This is a genomic window from Streptomyces prunicolor (assembly GCF_045162825.1).
GTDB lineage: Bacteria > Actinomycetota > Actinomycetes > Streptomycetales > Streptomycetaceae > Streptomyces > Streptomyces prunicolor.
Genome location: NZ_CP108676.1, coordinates 5,032,516 through 5,047,074, shown reverse-complemented (window position 1 = coordinate 5,047,074; position 14,559 = coordinate 5,032,516). Strand labels below are relative to the sequence as shown.

Sequence of the window (14,559 nt, the reverse complement as noted above, 5' to 3'; positions counted from 1 at the left end):
TCAGGCCGCCCTCTGTCTGCGGGCACGCTTGGCGCGGCGGTGATCAGGCTGCGACTGCTGGACGGCGTGGTCGAGCTCGATCTCGTCGAGCATGCGCTTGGTGATCTTTTCTGTACCGGTGTCGATGGCATCGACTGCGGCTTCTCGGATGAGCTGGGAAAGGCTGCCGATCAGCCCGCCGGTGCGCTCGTGGAGGTAATCGGTCATGGCGACCAAGGTGCCGGGACGATGGGCGTGTAGTCGTAGGGAGTCCTCCATGGTCACCACCAGGGCCTGCCAGCTCTCCTTGTCCGTGCGGTTCTTGTGGCCGAAGGGCCGGGAGGGGATGACCGTGTAGCGGCCGGCGATCTGCTGTCCGCGGGTGCCCTGGAACAGGCTGCTGGTCTCGACGTCGAGACCAGCAAGTACGAAGGTGGCCGCGATCCGTTCCGAGAGGTACTTCAGTTGATCGGATGCCTCGGCTCCGTGGCGGGTCGTCAAGTCGAGGTTGTGGATCTCGTCGACCAAGACGAGCGTGGTGCCGAGCTTGCCGAGCAGGTCACAGACGGCGTTGGTGATCTGGACCTGGCTCATGCGGTGCTCCAGCGGGACACCGAGGAATCGGGCGAACTCGCCTGCGAGCATCTTCGGGGTGGCGGCCGGGGGAACGGTGACGAAGACGACTGGCAGTCCGCCGACAGCAGCGGGGTTGCGGCGCCGGGTGATCTGTTCAACGTTCTTGCCCAACTGGGTGATTGCTGTGGTCTTGCCGGTGCCGGCTGATCCGGACACGATCAGGCCGCGGCGGGCGGAGACCTGGTGCCGGTTGAGCACGATGCGTTTGCGGCCTGTGGTGACAACGCCACGGATCGTGGGGGTGTTCACGATGACTGATCGTGTGTGGTAGTCGATCCGTGCTTCCCTGTAGGACTCCAGCTCGCCCTCGTCCAGGACGGTGCCGGACGGGATCGACGGCGGGGGATCCGGATTCTCGTCGACGAACGCCCGCCAGCCTTCCTTCGTGGTCAGTGACATCTGCGGGTTGGCGATGTCCTGTGGCGGAGCCTCGCTCACAGGCGGCTCCCGTCGGTGAAGGCGTCGAAGACGCCGAAGGGAATGACGTTCGACGGCTGCTCCAGGACGGTGGTTTCGTCCTCGTCCTCGGCGTCTTCCGGAGCCGGTGCCTGCGGCAGCGCAGGGACGGACCGAGCGGGCTCCAGGGCGGCGCGGGTGCGGGCCGCGATTCGGTGGTCCGGCCCGCTTTCTGCCCGCGTCAGCAACTGGTCGACCGCGGCGGCCACGGCGGCTTGGCTGGTGTCGTCCTGGCCCCGCATCGCGAGCAGGTCCCGGGCCCGGCGCCAGGTGAAGTCCGCGAACGGCGCGGAGACCAGGTGCCGGTGTGTCCACGGAACAGTGATCCACTCTCCCGTACGCGCGTCGCGTACCCAGATCTGGGACAGGTCGTAGGGGTCGTAGTGGACCTCCCAGAGCCCACCCTTGGCCGTCACCCCCGAGGAGCGGCGCCGCAGCGGGTTCAGTCCGGGGCAGTTGTACGTGCGGTGGTCGATGCGGATGCCGTAGTCGTTGACCGAACGCCAGAGTGCCGGCAGCAGCTCCAGGTAGTCGCGGCCGCTCAGCGGCATCGGCAGGTAGCCGGTGCGGGAGACCAGCAGGGCATATGCGTCGTTGGGAGACATCGATCGGCCCGGTAAGAACGGACTGCGCAGTCCTTCGTGTGGCCGCTGCTGCCAGCAGGCCACGATCCATTCCTGCAGCAGGTCGTCCAGTTCCGCGAGCATCCAGACGGCCTCGACCTCGGCTCCCCGGCGGGTCGTGTTCGAACCGGTGTAGCCAGGGATGTGCTGACAGAACAGCGTGTTGATCGAGGAGAACGTCCGCTCAACGATTCCCTTGTCAGTCGGGGTCGCAGGGCGGGACGGCTGGACGGAGACGCCCAGCGACCGGCAGGCGGTCAGGAAGGTGTTGGAGACGAACACTTTCCCGTGATCGATGCCGATACTCTCTGGCACGATCACCGGCTTGGCGGCCGCTTGCTCCAGGCGCGCGTCGATCTCCAACAGCCTCCGATGGGGAATAAGCGTCGTCGACATTGCCAGCGCGTCCGACCAGCCGGGCCGCAGAGGCTCCGGGACCAGCATCTTGGCCAGTAGCAGGGCGGCGTCTACGGCTTTGGTACCTGCTGGTCGCAGCACCGCAGCACAGATCGTCCTGGTTGCTACGTCGACGGCAATCGTGAGTTCTGGGCGTCCGCTCACCCCGTCCTCCAGGACCACCAGCACGTCCAGCGGTGTCGTGTCGATCTGCACCATCTCGCCGGGGCGGCAGGCCGAGGAAGGGGTGAACGCTCCTTGCGGGCGGCGAGCCGCTGACCTGCGGGACGTAGCCTCGCCGAAGGCATGCGTGCCCTCGCTCATCGCCTCGACGAGCCGGTAGAACGCCGACTTCGACGGCATCGCCACCGTTCCCGGGCCGTGGCGCTCAGCCAGCAGCGCCTCCACTCGCCGACGCAGTCGGCCGCGGGTGCCGGTGGACTCGTTCGTCGTCGCGGCCAAGATCTCCGCGATGGCGGACACAACCCGGTCATCGGCCCGCCCCGTCGGCGAAGACAGCCGAGTCTTTCGGTGATCGACCAGCCCCCACAGCCCCTGCTCGCGGTAGCGCCTACGCATCCGCTGAACGGTTCCCGTACTCGCCTGCCAGCCGATAGCACGCAGTTCCGCCACTTTGGCCGCCACCCGCTCCTCCATCGTGTGGCAGGCCGGGTCGTATTCATGACGCGGCGGGATCGTGGGATCCGCGTCCAGAGGCTTGCCGAACTCCACCTCGGTCACATGCCGTTCCCAGGCCGCCGCCTTCTCCGCTTCCCGCGCCGGCACGATGTCCAACAGTGCGAACGGCGGCATACGCCCCTGATCGGCAGCCTGGCCGATGAGTTCAAAGCCTTCCGAGGTCAGTAGATGCGACAACAACACCAGGCTCGTCGCCCCTGCTTCGTCGAGGAGCCGCACCGTCGTCCCGGACAGGCCGACGACCGTGTGCAGTCGGTCATCCAGGTGCACCCGATCGCCGACCCTCAACGCCGCCCGTGGCCCTGGGTGCCCGTTCACAGGGCCTCTGGCCGAGATACCAGCGTGGCATCCGAAAGAGGCCGCGACAGATCCGCTGTCAGCCGCCCCAGCCAGAGCAGATGGAACACGGTCGGCAACACCGCGATCGGATCACCGAGCAATGCAGTCTGTACAACCAGCGGCGACGGCACCGAAAACAGTGCCAACAACCGGGTCACGACTCCCTCATCCGCCCCGTACCGTGGATGCCGGTATCCCGCCAACCAGCGGACGTTCACCATCCGCACCGGATCCACATCTCCGACAACCCTGTAGCCCCACCCCACCGCCTCGCACGCTGTCCGTGCCGCCGCGAACTTGGCCGCCGACCGTGCGTCGATCCGATCCAGCGGTCGGCAGTCGACCACCAGCCCCCGCCCGTCCTCGAACCGAGCGAAGTAGTCCGGAGCGTGCGAGATCCGCTTGCCCCGCTCGTCTTCCCAGAACAGCCACAGCGGCTGCGACAGCAGCCCCGTGACCTGAGGCGTGAAGTCGAGCAGCATCGCGTGATCCCGCTCCAGCCATGACTCGAACCCCACGTGCCCGCTGGTCGTCACGGCCCAGTACAAGCCCGGGAAGTGCCGCTGCCCCCGATATGAGGGGAACCCGCGCACCGGCAACCCCGTCTCGAACTCCACCGAGACTGCATCAGCCAATGGCCGCCGATGCTCACCCTTGTCATCCCGCCACCCGACCTCGAAACCGTCCACTCGCGACGGCGTCGCCCCTTCCAGCACACGCAGCCTCATGGCGGCCACTGTGCAGTTTCATAGGGACTGAGAGGACCGAACGGCACCAAACCCCATCATCCGAGTGAACATCCGGAGCACGTCGGCCAGCTCAGCGCTGTGGCAGTGAGGCCGCTCGGCTTCTGGGGGATAAAGCGTCAGCTGGTGGCCTGTCCCCGAAGCTGGGCTGGTAGAGCCGCGACGACCCGATGCCCCTCACCAGTCGCGGCCGTCCGGAGGAAGCTCGTCTTTCACGTCCTGAATACGCTCCAGGGCGGAGTCCGCGAGGTCGCGGTAGAACTGTTCCTCGACGCTCCCCTTGGCACATCCGTCAGCCAGCTCAGTGGCCTTCGCGTGTTCCTCGACATCCTCAGGGTAGGGCTGGCCGGGTGTCCCGGAGCGCATTCCGCTGTTGCTGGCGTTGTAAAGAGCGCCCCTCATTCTCCTCAGGCTGGCGTCTCCATGGCGGTCCGCGGCACGCAGGCAGCGGCGTACGAACCCGACGTCCCAAACGAGCGTCCGAGGGGCCTTGGACAGCATCGTCGCGGCGACTTTGATCTTCACTGGGTCGCTGCCATCGAGATACTCGTCGATCACGTCAGTGACTCGACCGTCGTAGGGCCCAGCTACAAGCTCAAAGATGTGGACTCCCAGGTAGCGCCTGCGGATGGACTCCGGGTCGGCGGCGATCCAGTCGCGAATCTGTCGCAGCAGGTGTGGGAAGTCGTCGTGATCGCGGAACGGCGGTGTCACGTCCCAGCGGAAGGGCAGGGGGGAGTGCATGCCTGTCACTTGGTGTAGTGGGCTTTCCACCCTGGCTTCGAGTAGTTCGATGACGGCGAGGGGGTCGGTGCGGGCGAGTTCTGCGAGGAACTGGCCGATCTTGTAGCCGTTGATGGACGGTGCCGCGGCCAAGGCGGCGAGGAATGCCCTCTGCTGATCCTTGGAGAGATCCGACCAGGACAACTGACTGTACGGGGGACCTGCTACAGCCAGGGCGAACGCGGCGAAGTCCTCCCTCTCTACGGCGAGCGATGCGGTGAGCAGTTCGACGGCCAAGTCCTTGTGCTGCGCGGCGATGGCGTGCACGGCCCCGAGAACGGCCCTTCGCGCGACGTTGTCCTCGTGGGCAGCGAGTTCCCGGAGCAGGTCCCCCTCACCATCCAGTAGATCGCCGCGACCGCGCTGGATACCGAAGGCGTGTGCCACTTCGCGGGTCAGTTCGGTGTTCCCCGAGCCCATGAGCGTCCGACCCCAGTGGACCGCGCGGTCGCCGGCGGCATGCCCCATCGCCGCGAGAGCGACCGACGCCAGGGACGTCAACGAACTCTCGGGCGCGGCCATGGCCTGTTCGCAGATGGCTTCGCCGACGGGCGGGCGGTGGGTGACCAGCGTCAAGATGAATGGCCGGGCCCGTCCGATGTCCGTGTCGAAGACTCTGTCGTTCTCGCTGAGCAAGGCATCGACACGCGCGGCGATCGTATCGTCTGTCCAGTCGGCGAGAGTGGCCATCACTTCTCTGAACAGAGAGTCTTGCGCGACGCGCCAATCCGAGATGTCGGAGTAAACCGCAGGGTCGGCAGGTCCGCCATGCAGCGCTCGGGCGAGTTCGTTGTCCAGCGAGGTGGGAATCGCGCTCAACAGGTCCTCAGCGGGGCGGCGAAGGCCGTCGGGTCCGTACTGTGCGAGCCAGCGCAACTCGGTGCGCACGGCGACCAGGATCGCCGGCGGCAGGGTGTGCTGGACGATGTATTGGTGCAGCCGATCGACGGTGCTTGCGAGGTGCGGGATCCACGGCTGCCGCATGGCGTCTGTCACCGTCAAGCCGAAACCGCCAAGTGGCAGGCTGAGGGCCTTGCCGATCAACGAGCGGGCCTCCGAGGCTCGTTCGAGTTGCGGGTGTCCCAGCTCCTCGAACGCCAGATCCAGCACCGCGCCTCGCATGTCCAGGACTTCCCTGGTGGGGGGTAGCACGTAGGGGCGGAAGGTCAGGGTCCAGGTGGCGGGTGTCCACACCTCATCGTGGCCATCTATGGCCAGCAATGGGGCGAGCACGCTCAGTGGCTGGTGGACGGACGGAGTGGCGGGTGTACGGGTCAGCCAGCGCTCGACCTGGCTGATGAGTATCTCCTGATACTTGGTGGGGCCCCAGCGGGTGTAATCGGCCCGTTCCGCGAGAATCCGCAGGGGGTGCGAGGGGTGTTGAGGCAGGCCGCGTTGGTCGTCGCGCCCTAGATTCCAAAGAAGGGTGGCCGCCTGCGGCAGGAACTCCAGATGATGGACGATGGCTTGGAGTACAGGGGCCAGGGCGTAGCGCACTTCTGTGTCAGTCCACGTGTGGGTGAATCCGGGCCCGACTTCTGCCGTGACGGGATCGCAGGGGTTGTCTACGGCCCACGTGGCTAGGTCGAGGGCGCGTCGTGGTTGGAAGAAAGCGAGCTTCGCCACGACCTCCAGTAGGCTCACCCGCCCCCGTGTGTCCGCGGCGCGGAACGCTCCCGTGATCTGCTCCCACAGGGGCTCGATTAGTCCGTCGGTGCCGGTGCCCTGTTGCTGCTGTTGCCAGTCCACACGGCCGGTGTTCACCACCAGGTTGGCCAGCGCGCTGCCCTGGCTGGCTTCCATGGCTCTGGCGAGGTAGCCCGTGGGGAGGCCCGTGCCTGAGTGCCGCGCCGCCTTGATGAGCAGGGCGTCGCCCAACAGGTCCGGCACCAAGCGCACTGCGGTGCCGTGGCTCAGCGCCACCCCGGCATCCTCAAGGGTCGCCAGGTGCTGCGCGCAGAGATCGTACGGCAACCTGGTCAGGGCTTCCAGCGATGTGCGGACCTCCGGTTCCGCGAGGCGCACAGGCTGGAACGCGGCGAGGGCGGAGAGCAGTTCCTGGGGTACCTGGCCGGAAGCCGGGTCGGCGGTCAGAGCTTCAGCAAGCCGGTCCGTAAGTTCCAAGTGGAGTTGCTCGTCGCCTTCGAATCTCTGCGGATCCACAGCGCCGCTGTTGATCAGCGCCGCGCCGGTGACGATCAGCAGCGGACAGTCCCGTGCCGCTGCGGCGAGCCTCGGTGCGTGGAGCCGTACTGCTTCATCCAGAATCTCGCTGGCCAGGGAGAGTGCGTCGTCGAACTCCAGGTCCCCGATCTCGACCACAGTGGCCTCGCTCACGTGCAGGCCAGCCCGGGCAAGCGCGCGGCGGGCATGGATCATGCCGTAGGGCCGCAGGGAGAGCAGCACATTGGCGGACGTGTTGACGCTGCGGACCCCGGAGACGATCTTTTCCAGAGGGAGGGTGTCGTCGTGTGCATCGTCGACGATCACCAGCAGCTTGCCGGTGCTCGGCAGTTCCCTGAACGCGCCCGGGCCGATGGAGGAACCAGGGCCGAGCACCCGTACTTCGACAGTGGGCTCTGCGTCGCCCATTGCTTCACACAGGGCCGTCACGATCTTCGTCTTCCCGGCTCCGCCCCGGCCGACGAGGAGCGCGACGCGTCCTTGCTCGTTCCTGGCGAACGGTACGAGGCTGGCCATTGTCGGCGTGCGTCCGACGAGTCGCCAACGGTGCGTGTAGACCGAGCCCTTGTTCACCTGGCGGAGGTAGTCGTCAGATTTCATCCAGGGATCCGGCTCCGCGGTCCCCTGTACCAGCGTGTCAATGTGCATGTAGCCGGTGTTGGCGATTCCGCCCCCGCTGGCAGTTGCTTGCCCGGTGTAGGACAGGTGTACGGGGGCATGAGGAGTGTCGTCGGTTACCGGGGCCGGACCGCGGTAACCAGTCACGGCCGTGCCTCCGCTCGTGGCCTGGGCGTTGCCGGTGTCCGCCACGGTTACCGATGGCTCGGGCGCCTCGTCCCGCGCTTTGCCTGATGATGCTTTCGCCATGGGTGCGCGGGTCCTAGTTCGAGTAGTCGATGCCAGAGACGGAGTCCGTGCCGCTGGCCTCTCCCGTACGCTCGGCTGTGGCCGCGCCGCGCCCCCGGCCACCCGGTCGTCTGATACCGGTGACGCCGCCGCCGGTGGCCTTCCCGGTTCGGCTGGCCTTGTCTGTGGGGCCAGCCGGGGACGGGTGCTGCAACAGGGCCCAAACCAGGGCCACGATGCCGACGGCGGCTTGGATGGAGGCGCCGGCCAGCGCTCCCGCGTCGGGGTTGTTTAGCAGCCAGATCAGCGGCGTGGAGACAATCCCTACCGCCGCCAGCACGATGACCGTGATCTTCCGCCCCTGCGTCATGCCGGTCCTCCCACTGGGCCGCCAGAACGGCGACCCGCCCATCCGTACGGTCTCGCCACATCTTCGTCTACAAGGAACGCGCTCTGCGTCCCTCATGGTTCCGGGCTCCTCACACGGCATGCGCGGCATCGCCGACGGTGCACAGTGATGGGGGTACTTACAAACAGCCTCTGGGATGAAACGTCAGCTGGTGACTTGGTTCCGACGAAGCTGGGCGGGGAGAGTCGCGCCGAGCCATTGCAGGATGCCCGTTCCACGTTCGCGGAGGTCCTCGATCGTCTTCTCTGCCTCGTCTTTGGTGATGGTGAGAAGCGTATCGGGCTTGCGCCTCTTGCTGACCAAAGCCATGGTCTGGATCACGGGCTCGGGGGCCGTTTCGCCACTATCGGTATCGCCACGCATGGTCGCGATGATGCCGTGCACGAGGTGGTTTCGCGCATTAAGGAGGTCCCTCAGGCCTGACAGCAGCGCCAATCCTTCGGTTCTCTGGTCGTCGTTAATCTCCTTGTTCACCTTGAGCAGGACGGTGCAGGTCTCAATGAGATCGCTTGCGCTGAGGCCAGCCGCGACCAACTCCGCGTATTTGGAATCTAGCAGCGCGGTCATGAGCTGGCGGAGGTGAAGTTCCACCAGGGAGCTAGCCTGCGCCGCCCGCCCGACAAGCGTGATCATGTCGTGGTACGCAGCGGATTCGATCTTCTGTCGACGCTCGAACTCCTCGCGTCTCGCCTGTTCGTCTGCGCTCATGGCGAGAGCGTAGCCAGGGTTCAAGGGGTCCTTGGGTGTCATCTCTCAGCTTTGGCGGAACTTGCTCACATTGCTGATCAGATCCAGAGGGTCTGGTCACCTTCGCTGGGAATCGACAACGGTTCCTTCCGCGAAACCCCTCACGACGAGTGGCATGGCGCACTTTTGCAAGCAGGTGCTTGCAATAGTTAGCGGAGGTGATGCAAGGTAGGGGCATGGCAACGCTCAACGTCGGCAATCTCGGTGAGTATCTGCGTGAGCAGCGGCGCAACGCGCAGCTGTCTCTGCGGCAGCTCGCCGATGCCGCCGGGGTGTCGAATCCGTATCTGAGCCAGATCGAGCGCGGGCTGCGCAAGCCGAGCGCGGAGGTGTTGCAGCAGGTCGCCAAGGCGCTGCGGATCTCCGCCGAGACGCTGTACGTGCGCGCCGGCATCCTCGACGCCGAGCGGGACCGGGACGAGGTCGAGACGCGTGCCGTCATCCTCGCCGATCCCACGCTCACCGAACGGCAGAAGCAGGTGCTGCTTCAGATCTACGAGTCCTTCCGCAAGGAGAACGGGTTCGAGATCGCCGACGGGGGCGAGGGCAGTAGCGGTAGCAGCAGTAGCAGTATCCCCAGCGTGGTCGATGTCGGCGGCGACGGCGGCGACGGTGCCGCGCCGCACGAGACCGCCGGCTGACCAGCGGGACGTAACAACATAAAGCGGATGTACGCCACACAACCCTCAGCTGATAGCAACCGGGAGGACCATCACCATGGCCATCACCGATGACCTGCGCAAGACCCTGAGCGACCCCACCCCCCTCTACTTCGCCGCCGGCACCGCCGACCTCGCGCTCCAGCAGGCCAAGAAGGTTCCCGGCCTGGTCGAGCAGCTGCGTGCCGAGGCGCCGGCCCGGATCGACGCCGTGCGCGGCACCGACCCGAAGGCCGTGCAGGAGAAGGCCGCCGCCCGTGCCAAGGAGGCCGGTGCCAAGGCCAAGGAAGCCGGCGCCAAGGCCAAGGAGGCGCAGGAGACCCTCCAGACCAAGGTCAACGAGTTCATCACCAGCCTCGACGGTGACCTCAAGAAGCTCAGCAGCACGTTCGACGCCGACCTGAAGAAGTTCGGCGAGTCCGCCCAGGACTTCGCGCTGCGCGGTGTCGGCGTCGCCGCCGAGTACGCCGTCAAGGCCCGCGAGGCGTACGAGAAGGTCGCCGAGCACGGCGAGCAGGCCGTGAAGACCTGGCGTGGCGAGGCCGCCGACGAGATCGAGGAGCTCGCCGTCGCGGTCGAGCCCGACCCCGCGCCCGTCGCGCCCGTGTCCGAGCCCGTCGTGGTGAAGGCCGAGACCCCGGCCCCGGCCGCCCCGGCGAAGAAGCCCGTCGCGAAGAAGGCCCCGGCGGCCCGCAAGACCACCGCCAAGAAGACGACTCCGCCCGCGAAGTAACACGAACGGGTGATCAGTAACGGGTCGGGCACTCCACGAGTGCCCGGCCCGTTCTTCGGGTAGCGGGAATCGGGTTGCGGGTACGGTGACCGCGTACGGACGAGTCGATTCGGGTGGTGGACGTAGTGCTGATGCAGGGCTTCACAGGGTTCATGTGGCTGTTGAGTACCGCCCTGATCGTTTTCAGTGGCTTCGCGCTGGTCGACGCCGCCACGCGTCGCGAGGACGCCTATCGCGCGGCGGACAAGAAGACCAAGCCGTTCTGGCTGATCGTCCTGGGGCTCGCCTTCGTGGTGAACCTCATCTTCAACATCCTGTCGTTCCTGCCGATCATCGGCCTCGTCGCGACGATCGTGTACATGGTCGACGTACGCCCGGCCCTCCGCGGCCTCCCCGGCGGCGGCCGCAGCCGCAGAGGCGGCTCCAGCAGCGACGGCCCCTACGGCCCGTACAACGGCGGCCGCTGAAGCACTCAGGCCGAGAAGCTGGGGTTACGGCGTCACGGCGTCCGGTCCAGCATCACCACCGCCACGTCGTCCGTCAGCTCACCGCCGTTGAGGTCGCGGACCTCGTTGACCGCCGCGCGGAGCAGTTCCTCGCCGCGTAGGCCCTCGGCGAGCTGGCGGCGGACCATCGCCACCATGCCGTCCTGGCCGAGCCGTTCGCGGCGGCCCTCCCCGATCCGGCCCTCGATCAGGCCGTCGGTGTAGAGCATCAGGCTCCACTCCGCGCCCAGTTCCACCTGCATCCGCGGCCAGCGGGCGCCGGGGAGCAGGCCGAGGGCGGGGCCGTTGTTGTCGTAGGGGAGGAGTTCGGCGGGGCGGCCGGGGCGGGCCAGCAGCGGGGACGGGTGGCCGGCCAGGCACAGGCCCGCGCGGCGGCCGTCGGGGGCGATGTCGACCGTGCAGAGCGTCGCGAAGATCTCGTCGTCGGAGCGCTCGTGCTCCAGGACCTGTTGCAGCGTGCCGAGGAGCTGGTCGCCGCAGAGGCCCGCCAGGGTCAACGCGCGCCAGGCGATGCGGAGTTCCACACCGAGCGCGGCCTCGTCGGGGCCGTGGCCGCAGACGTCGCCGATCATCGCGTGCACGGTGCCGTCGGGGGTGCGCACGGTGTCGTAGAAGTCGCCGCCGAGCAGCGCGCGGGAGCGGCCGGGGCGGTAGCGGGCGGCGAAGTGCAGCGGGGAGCCCTCCAGGAGGGGGGTGGGCAGCAGGCCGCGTTCGAGGCGGGCGTTCTCCTGGGCGCGGAGTTTGGACTCGGTGAGCTTGCGCTCCGCGCGGTCGGAACGTTTCCGCGCCACCGCGTAGCAGATCGCGCGGCTCAGCAGCCGGCCGTCCAGCTCGTCGCGGAAGAGATAGTCCTGGGCGCCCACGCGGACCGCCTCGGCGCCGCGCTCGGTGTCGCCGGACGCGGTGAGGGCGAGGACGGCGTGGTGCGGCGCGATCCGCAGCACGTGCTTGAGTACGGCCAGCTCGTCGTCGGTGCCGTCGGCGGCGCGGCCGGGGGCGGGCAGCGCGAGGTCCAGCAGGATGCAGTGGACGTCGTCGGTGAGCAGCCGCTCGGCCTCGGTGAGGTTGCGGGCGGTGCGGACCCGGATCGGTTTGCCGGTCGGGTCGAGCAGCTCGGGCACGACGGGGGAGCCGCCGGGGTCGTCCTCGATCATCAGCAGGGTGAGGTGACCGGTCGGGGTGCCGTGGACAGGGGCCTGGGTGTGGGCAGCGCTGGGTGCGGCGTCGACCGTGCCGTCGCCGCTGTCGGCCTTGGCGTCGGTGACCGTGTCGTCGGTGACCGTGTCCTGCGTGCGTGGGGCCTCCACGGCTCCGGAACTGTCTCCGGAGGGGCCGCCGATCGTGGGCCCGGTCTGCGCCTGACCGCTTTCCGCGGCCGGGATCGCTCTCTGCCGCGGTATGGGTGCGGGCATCGTCCTGGTTCCTTCCCTCCCCCCGAGGGCACGGCGGGGCGAGGGACCTCGACCCACCGACCGGGACCATAGCGGTAGTGGGCGCCGTAAAGGAATGGTGTGAGGCAGGTCGCCTGGCAGGCGGCCACTGTCATATGCCGTGTTCTGTACCGCAGTTGGGCACGGCGGCCCCCACCTGGGGATGACGAAGGTCACGCCGGGCGGGCGTTTGGCGCCGAGGGAGCGTGTGCCAGGTCACGTGGCCCGGGTCACCGGTGCCGTACGGACGCCTCACGCAGCACGATGGGCAAGCGGGCTGAACAAGCAGGGTGGGCGCATCACGCATCCGGGCGCACAACGCCCAGTATCTTCATCGAGCCCGCCCCCGCGACCGTCACCGTCCGCCCAGGTCGCGGGGCGTGGATGATCGCGCCGTCGCCGATGTACATCGCGACATGGCTGGCGTCGTCGAAGTAGATGATGAGGTCGCCGGGGCGCATGTCCTTCACGGCGATGTGCTTCAGCTGCTTCCACTGTTCCTGCGAGGTGCGCGGGATCGGGTCGCCGGCGCTCGCCCAGGCCTGCGAGGTCAGCCCCGAGCAGTCGTACGACGACGGGCCCTCTGCGCCCCATACGTACGGCTTGCCGAGGGCGGCGGTGGCGTAGGCCACGGCCGCCTTGCCCGCCGCGGAGGCCTTGGTGTCGACGTCCTTGAGGACACCGGAGTCGAGCCATGTCGTCTGTGCCTTCAGCGCGGCCTGCCGCTCCAGCTCGGCGAGCCGTGCCTTCTCCTGCTTCTCCAGCTGGGACTCGAGCTTCTCGGCCGCCGCGATCTGGGTCGTGACCTTCTTCTTGGCGGCGGCCTTGGCCTGGCGGTTCTTCTCCAACTGCGCCCACTGGGCGGAGGCGTCGGCGGTGTACTGCTTCAAGTCCTGCTGGGTGCGCGTCAGATCGGAGATCAGGCCCTTGGTGGCGCGCTGGCCCTGGAGCACCCGGCCGGTACCGTCCAGGAACGCCTGCGGGTTGTCGCTCAGCAGCAACTGCGCCTCGTCCGGGAGCCCGTTCGTGCGGTACTGGGAGCGGGCCGCGGCGCCCGCGCGGTCCTTCAACTCGTCCAGCTTCTCCTGGCCCTTGACGATCTTCTTGGCCAGCTCGACGATCTCCGCGGACTGCTTCTGCGTCTGCTCCTCGGCCGCGTTGTAGGCGTCCGTGGCGACGGCGGCGTCGTGGTAGAGAGCGTCGAGCTTCTCGCGTACGGCCTCAAGGTCCTTGTTGGTCACGGGAGTTGAGGATGCGGACGCGGACGGGGTCGCTGAAGGGGTCGGTGTGGGGCTCGCGAACGCGGTTCCGGGTGCCGCGAGTACGGTGACCGCGCAGACGACCGTGATGGCCGTCGTGATCAGGGCTCGCCTGCCCGCTCCCATACCCCTGCCCCCACATCTGATTGACCGTCAGTAACTTACGGACGCCTGGGGGATCGTGCCATGTCCGTACAGAAAACGACAGAGGCAGTACTTCCTGTACCTCTCTCCTTTCCTTCCAGGTCATGGGATGTGACGAACGGCCGCCGGAGATCGTTCCCCGCAGCCGACACCCGCACCGGGATTCACCCGCGTGGGGCCAACGCCCCCCAGGCCACGGTCACTTCGCCCTGCCGCCAGCGCGCCGGTCCGTCCGTCACCGGCCAGTCGGCGGTGAGGTCCCGCACCGCGCGGATCCAGCGTTGGCGGGCGCCGTAGGAGGCGTAGGGCGCGGCGGCGGCCCACGCGCGGTCGAAGTCGCGGAGGAAGGTGTGCACCGGTTCGCCGGGAACGTTGCGGTGGATGAGGGCCTTCGGGAGGCGTTCGGCGAGGTCGGACGGCCGCTCCAGGGAACCGAGCCGCGTCGCGAAGGTCACCGTGCGCGGCCCCTCGGGCCCGAGCGCGACCCACACGTGCCGCCGTCCGATCTCGTCACAGGTCCCCTCGACGAGCAGCCCGCCCCGGGAGCCCTCGCCCGCCGGCGCGAGCCGCCCGCACAGCCGCGCCCACACCTCGGCGACCCGCGCCTCGTCGTACTGCCGCAGCACGTTCGCCGCGCGGATCAGCGACGGCCGCTGCGGCACCGGGATCTCGAACCCCCCGTGCCGGAACGCGAGCCCCTCCCGCTCGTACGGTTTCGCCGCCGCGACCCGCGCCGGTTCGATCTCGACACCGACCACGCGCGCGTGCGGGGCGACGGTACGGAGGCGCGCCAGCAGTTCTACGGCCGTCCAGGGGGCGGCGCCGTAGCCGAGGTCGACGGCGACGGGGTCGACGGCCCGCCGCAGCTCGGCGCCGTGCGTCGCGGCGATCCAGCGGTCCATGCGACGCAGCCGGTTGGGGTTGGTGGTGCCGCGCGTCACCGTTCCTACGGGGCGGGTCGTGGCGCGGGCTGTCATGCCTACGA

General features: G+C 68.1%; 12 protein-coding genes. 3 read left to right on the top strand and 9 right to left on the bottom strand.

The genetic code is table 11. From position 1 onward, the window contains the following. The 6 genes from OG588_RS22955 to OG588_RS22930 all read right to left on the bottom strand — a co-directional run bounded on the left by OG588_RS22955 (window position 1) and on the right by OG588_RS22930 (window position 8,804). Window positions 1-1,053, bottom strand: a complete 1,053-nt coding sequence (locus tag OG588_RS22955; protein ID WP_405948951.1) for an AAA family ATPase — start codon at window positions 1,051-1,053, stop codon at window positions 1-3. Further along, complete coding sequence (locus OG588_RS22950; RefSeq protein WP_405948950.1) at window positions 1,050-3,059, bottom strand: Mu transposase C-terminal domain-containing protein; 2,010 nt, start codon at window positions 3,057-3,059, stop codon at window positions 1,050-1,052. Before OG588_RS22950 ends, OG588_RS22955 begins: the two co-directional genes overlap by 4 nt. A 44-nt stretch (window positions 3,060-3,103) precedes the next feature. Next, on the bottom strand, window positions 3,104-3,856 hold the full coding sequence (locus OG588_RS22945) for a TnsA-like heteromeric transposase endonuclease subunit (RefSeq protein ID WP_405948949.1): 753 nt from the start codon (window positions 3,854-3,856) through the stop codon (window positions 3,104-3,106). Window positions 3,857-4,051: 195 nt separating this feature from the next. Next, window positions 4,052-7,708, bottom strand: coding sequence for a hypothetical protein (locus OG588_RS22940; protein ID WP_405948948.1), 3,657 nt, complete (start codon window positions 7,706-7,708; stop codon window positions 4,052-4,054). Window positions 7,709-7,721: 13 nt separating this feature from the next. After that, a complete protein-coding gene (locus OG588_RS22935) occupies window positions 7,722-8,057 on the bottom strand; it encodes a hypothetical protein (protein ID WP_199862772.1) in 336 nt (111 codons plus the stop codon). A 183-nt stretch (window positions 8,058-8,240) separates the two neighbouring features. Next, window positions 8,241-8,804 carry a hypothetical protein gene (locus OG588_RS22930; RefSeq protein ID WP_405948947.1) on the bottom strand — a complete coding sequence of 188 codons (564 nt, stop codon included), beginning with the start codon at window positions 8,802-8,804 and terminating at the stop codon, window positions 8,241-8,243. Between the two features lie 215 nt (window positions 8,805-9,019). On the opposite strand from OG588_RS22930, the gene OG588_RS22925 reads away from it, so the two are divergent. The 3 genes from OG588_RS22925 to OG588_RS22915 all read left to right on the top strand — a co-directional run bounded on the left by OG588_RS22925 (window position 9,020) and on the right by OG588_RS22915 (window position 10,702). Then, window positions 9,020-9,484, top strand: a complete 465-nt coding sequence (locus OG588_RS22925; RefSeq protein WP_405948946.1) for a helix-turn-helix domain-containing protein — start codon at window positions 9,020-9,022, stop codon at window positions 9,482-9,484. A gap of 76 nt (window positions 9,485-9,560) precedes the next feature. Continuing rightward, window positions 9,561-10,235: a hypothetical protein gene (locus OG588_RS22920; RefSeq protein ID WP_405948945.1), complete on the top strand. Its 675-nt coding sequence runs from the start codon at window positions 9,561-9,563 to the stop codon at window positions 10,233-10,235. Window positions 10,236-10,366: 131 nt separating this feature from the next. Continuing rightward, the gene (locus OG588_RS22915) at window positions 10,367-10,702 is read left to right on the top strand and encodes a DUF2516 family protein (RefSeq protein ID WP_078651503.1); all 336 of its coding nucleotides are present in this window, start codon (window positions 10,367-10,369) and stop codon (window positions 10,700-10,702) included. A 32-nt stretch (window positions 10,703-10,734) separates the two neighbouring features. Here OG588_RS22915 and OG588_RS22910 read toward each other — a convergent pair whose 3' ends face one another. The 3 genes from OG588_RS22910 to OG588_RS22900 all read right to left on the bottom strand — a co-directional run bounded on the left by OG588_RS22910 (window position 10,735) and on the right by OG588_RS22900 (window position 14,551). Then, complete coding sequence (locus OG588_RS22910) at window positions 10,735-12,153, bottom strand: PP2C family protein-serine/threonine phosphatase (protein ID WP_405948944.1); 1,419 nt, start codon at window positions 12,151-12,153, stop codon at window positions 10,735-10,737. Between the two features lie 317 nt (window positions 12,154-12,470). Next, window positions 12,471-13,556 carry an NlpC/P60 family protein gene (locus tag OG588_RS22905; RefSeq protein ID WP_405948943.1) on the bottom strand — a complete coding sequence of 362 codons (1,086 nt, stop codon included), beginning with the start codon at window positions 13,554-13,556 and terminating at the stop codon, window positions 12,471-12,473. Window positions 13,557-13,738: 182 nt separating this feature from the next. Further along, window positions 13,739-14,551 carry a class I SAM-dependent methyltransferase gene (locus OG588_RS22900; RefSeq protein ID WP_405948942.1) on the bottom strand — a complete coding sequence of 271 codons (813 nt, stop codon included), beginning with the start codon at window positions 14,549-14,551 and terminating at the stop codon, window positions 13,739-13,741. Between the last annotated feature and the right edge of the window lie 8 nt (window positions 14,552-14,559).

Excerpts from the sequence above, each read along its gene's own strand:
- OG588_RS22925 (WP_405948946.1), top strand. The coding sequence starts at position 9,020 with ATGGCAACGCTCAACGTCGGCAATCTCGGTGAGTATCTGCGTGAGCAG.
- OG588_RS22920 (WP_405948945.1), top strand. The coding sequence starts at position 9,561 with ATGGCCATCACCGATGACCTGCGCAAGACCCTGAGCGACCCCACCCCC.
- OG588_RS22910 (WP_405948944.1), bottom strand. The coding sequence starts at position 12,153 with ATGCCCGCACCCATACCGCGGCAGAGAGCGATCCCGGCCGCGGAAAGC.
- OG588_RS22935 (WP_199862772.1), bottom strand. The coding sequence starts at position 8,057 with ATGACGCAGGGGCGGAAGATCACGGTCATCGTGCTGGCGGCGGTAGGG.
- OG588_RS22905 (WP_405948943.1), bottom strand. The coding sequence starts at position 13,556 with ATGGGAGCGGGCAGGCGAGCCCTGATCACGACGGCCATCACGGTCGTC.
- OG588_RS22945 (WP_405948949.1), bottom strand. The coding sequence starts at position 3,856 with ATGAGGCTGCGTGTGCTGGAAGGGGCGACGCCGTCGCGAGTGGACGGT.
- OG588_RS22940 (WP_405948948.1), bottom strand. The coding sequence starts at position 7,708 with ATGGCGAAAGCATCATCAGGCAAAGCGCGGGACGAGGCGCCCGAGCCA.
- OG588_RS22900 (WP_405948942.1), bottom strand. The coding sequence starts at position 14,551 with ATGACAGCCCGCGCCACGACCCGCCCCGTAGGAACGGTGACGCGCGGC.
- OG588_RS22915 (WP_078651503.1), top strand. The coding sequence starts at position 10,367 with ATGCAGGGCTTCACAGGGTTCATGTGGCTGTTGAGTACCGCCCTGATC.
- OG588_RS22930 (WP_405948947.1), bottom strand. The coding sequence starts at position 8,804 with ATGAGCGCAGACGAACAGGCGAGACGCGAGGAGTTCGAGCGTCGACAG.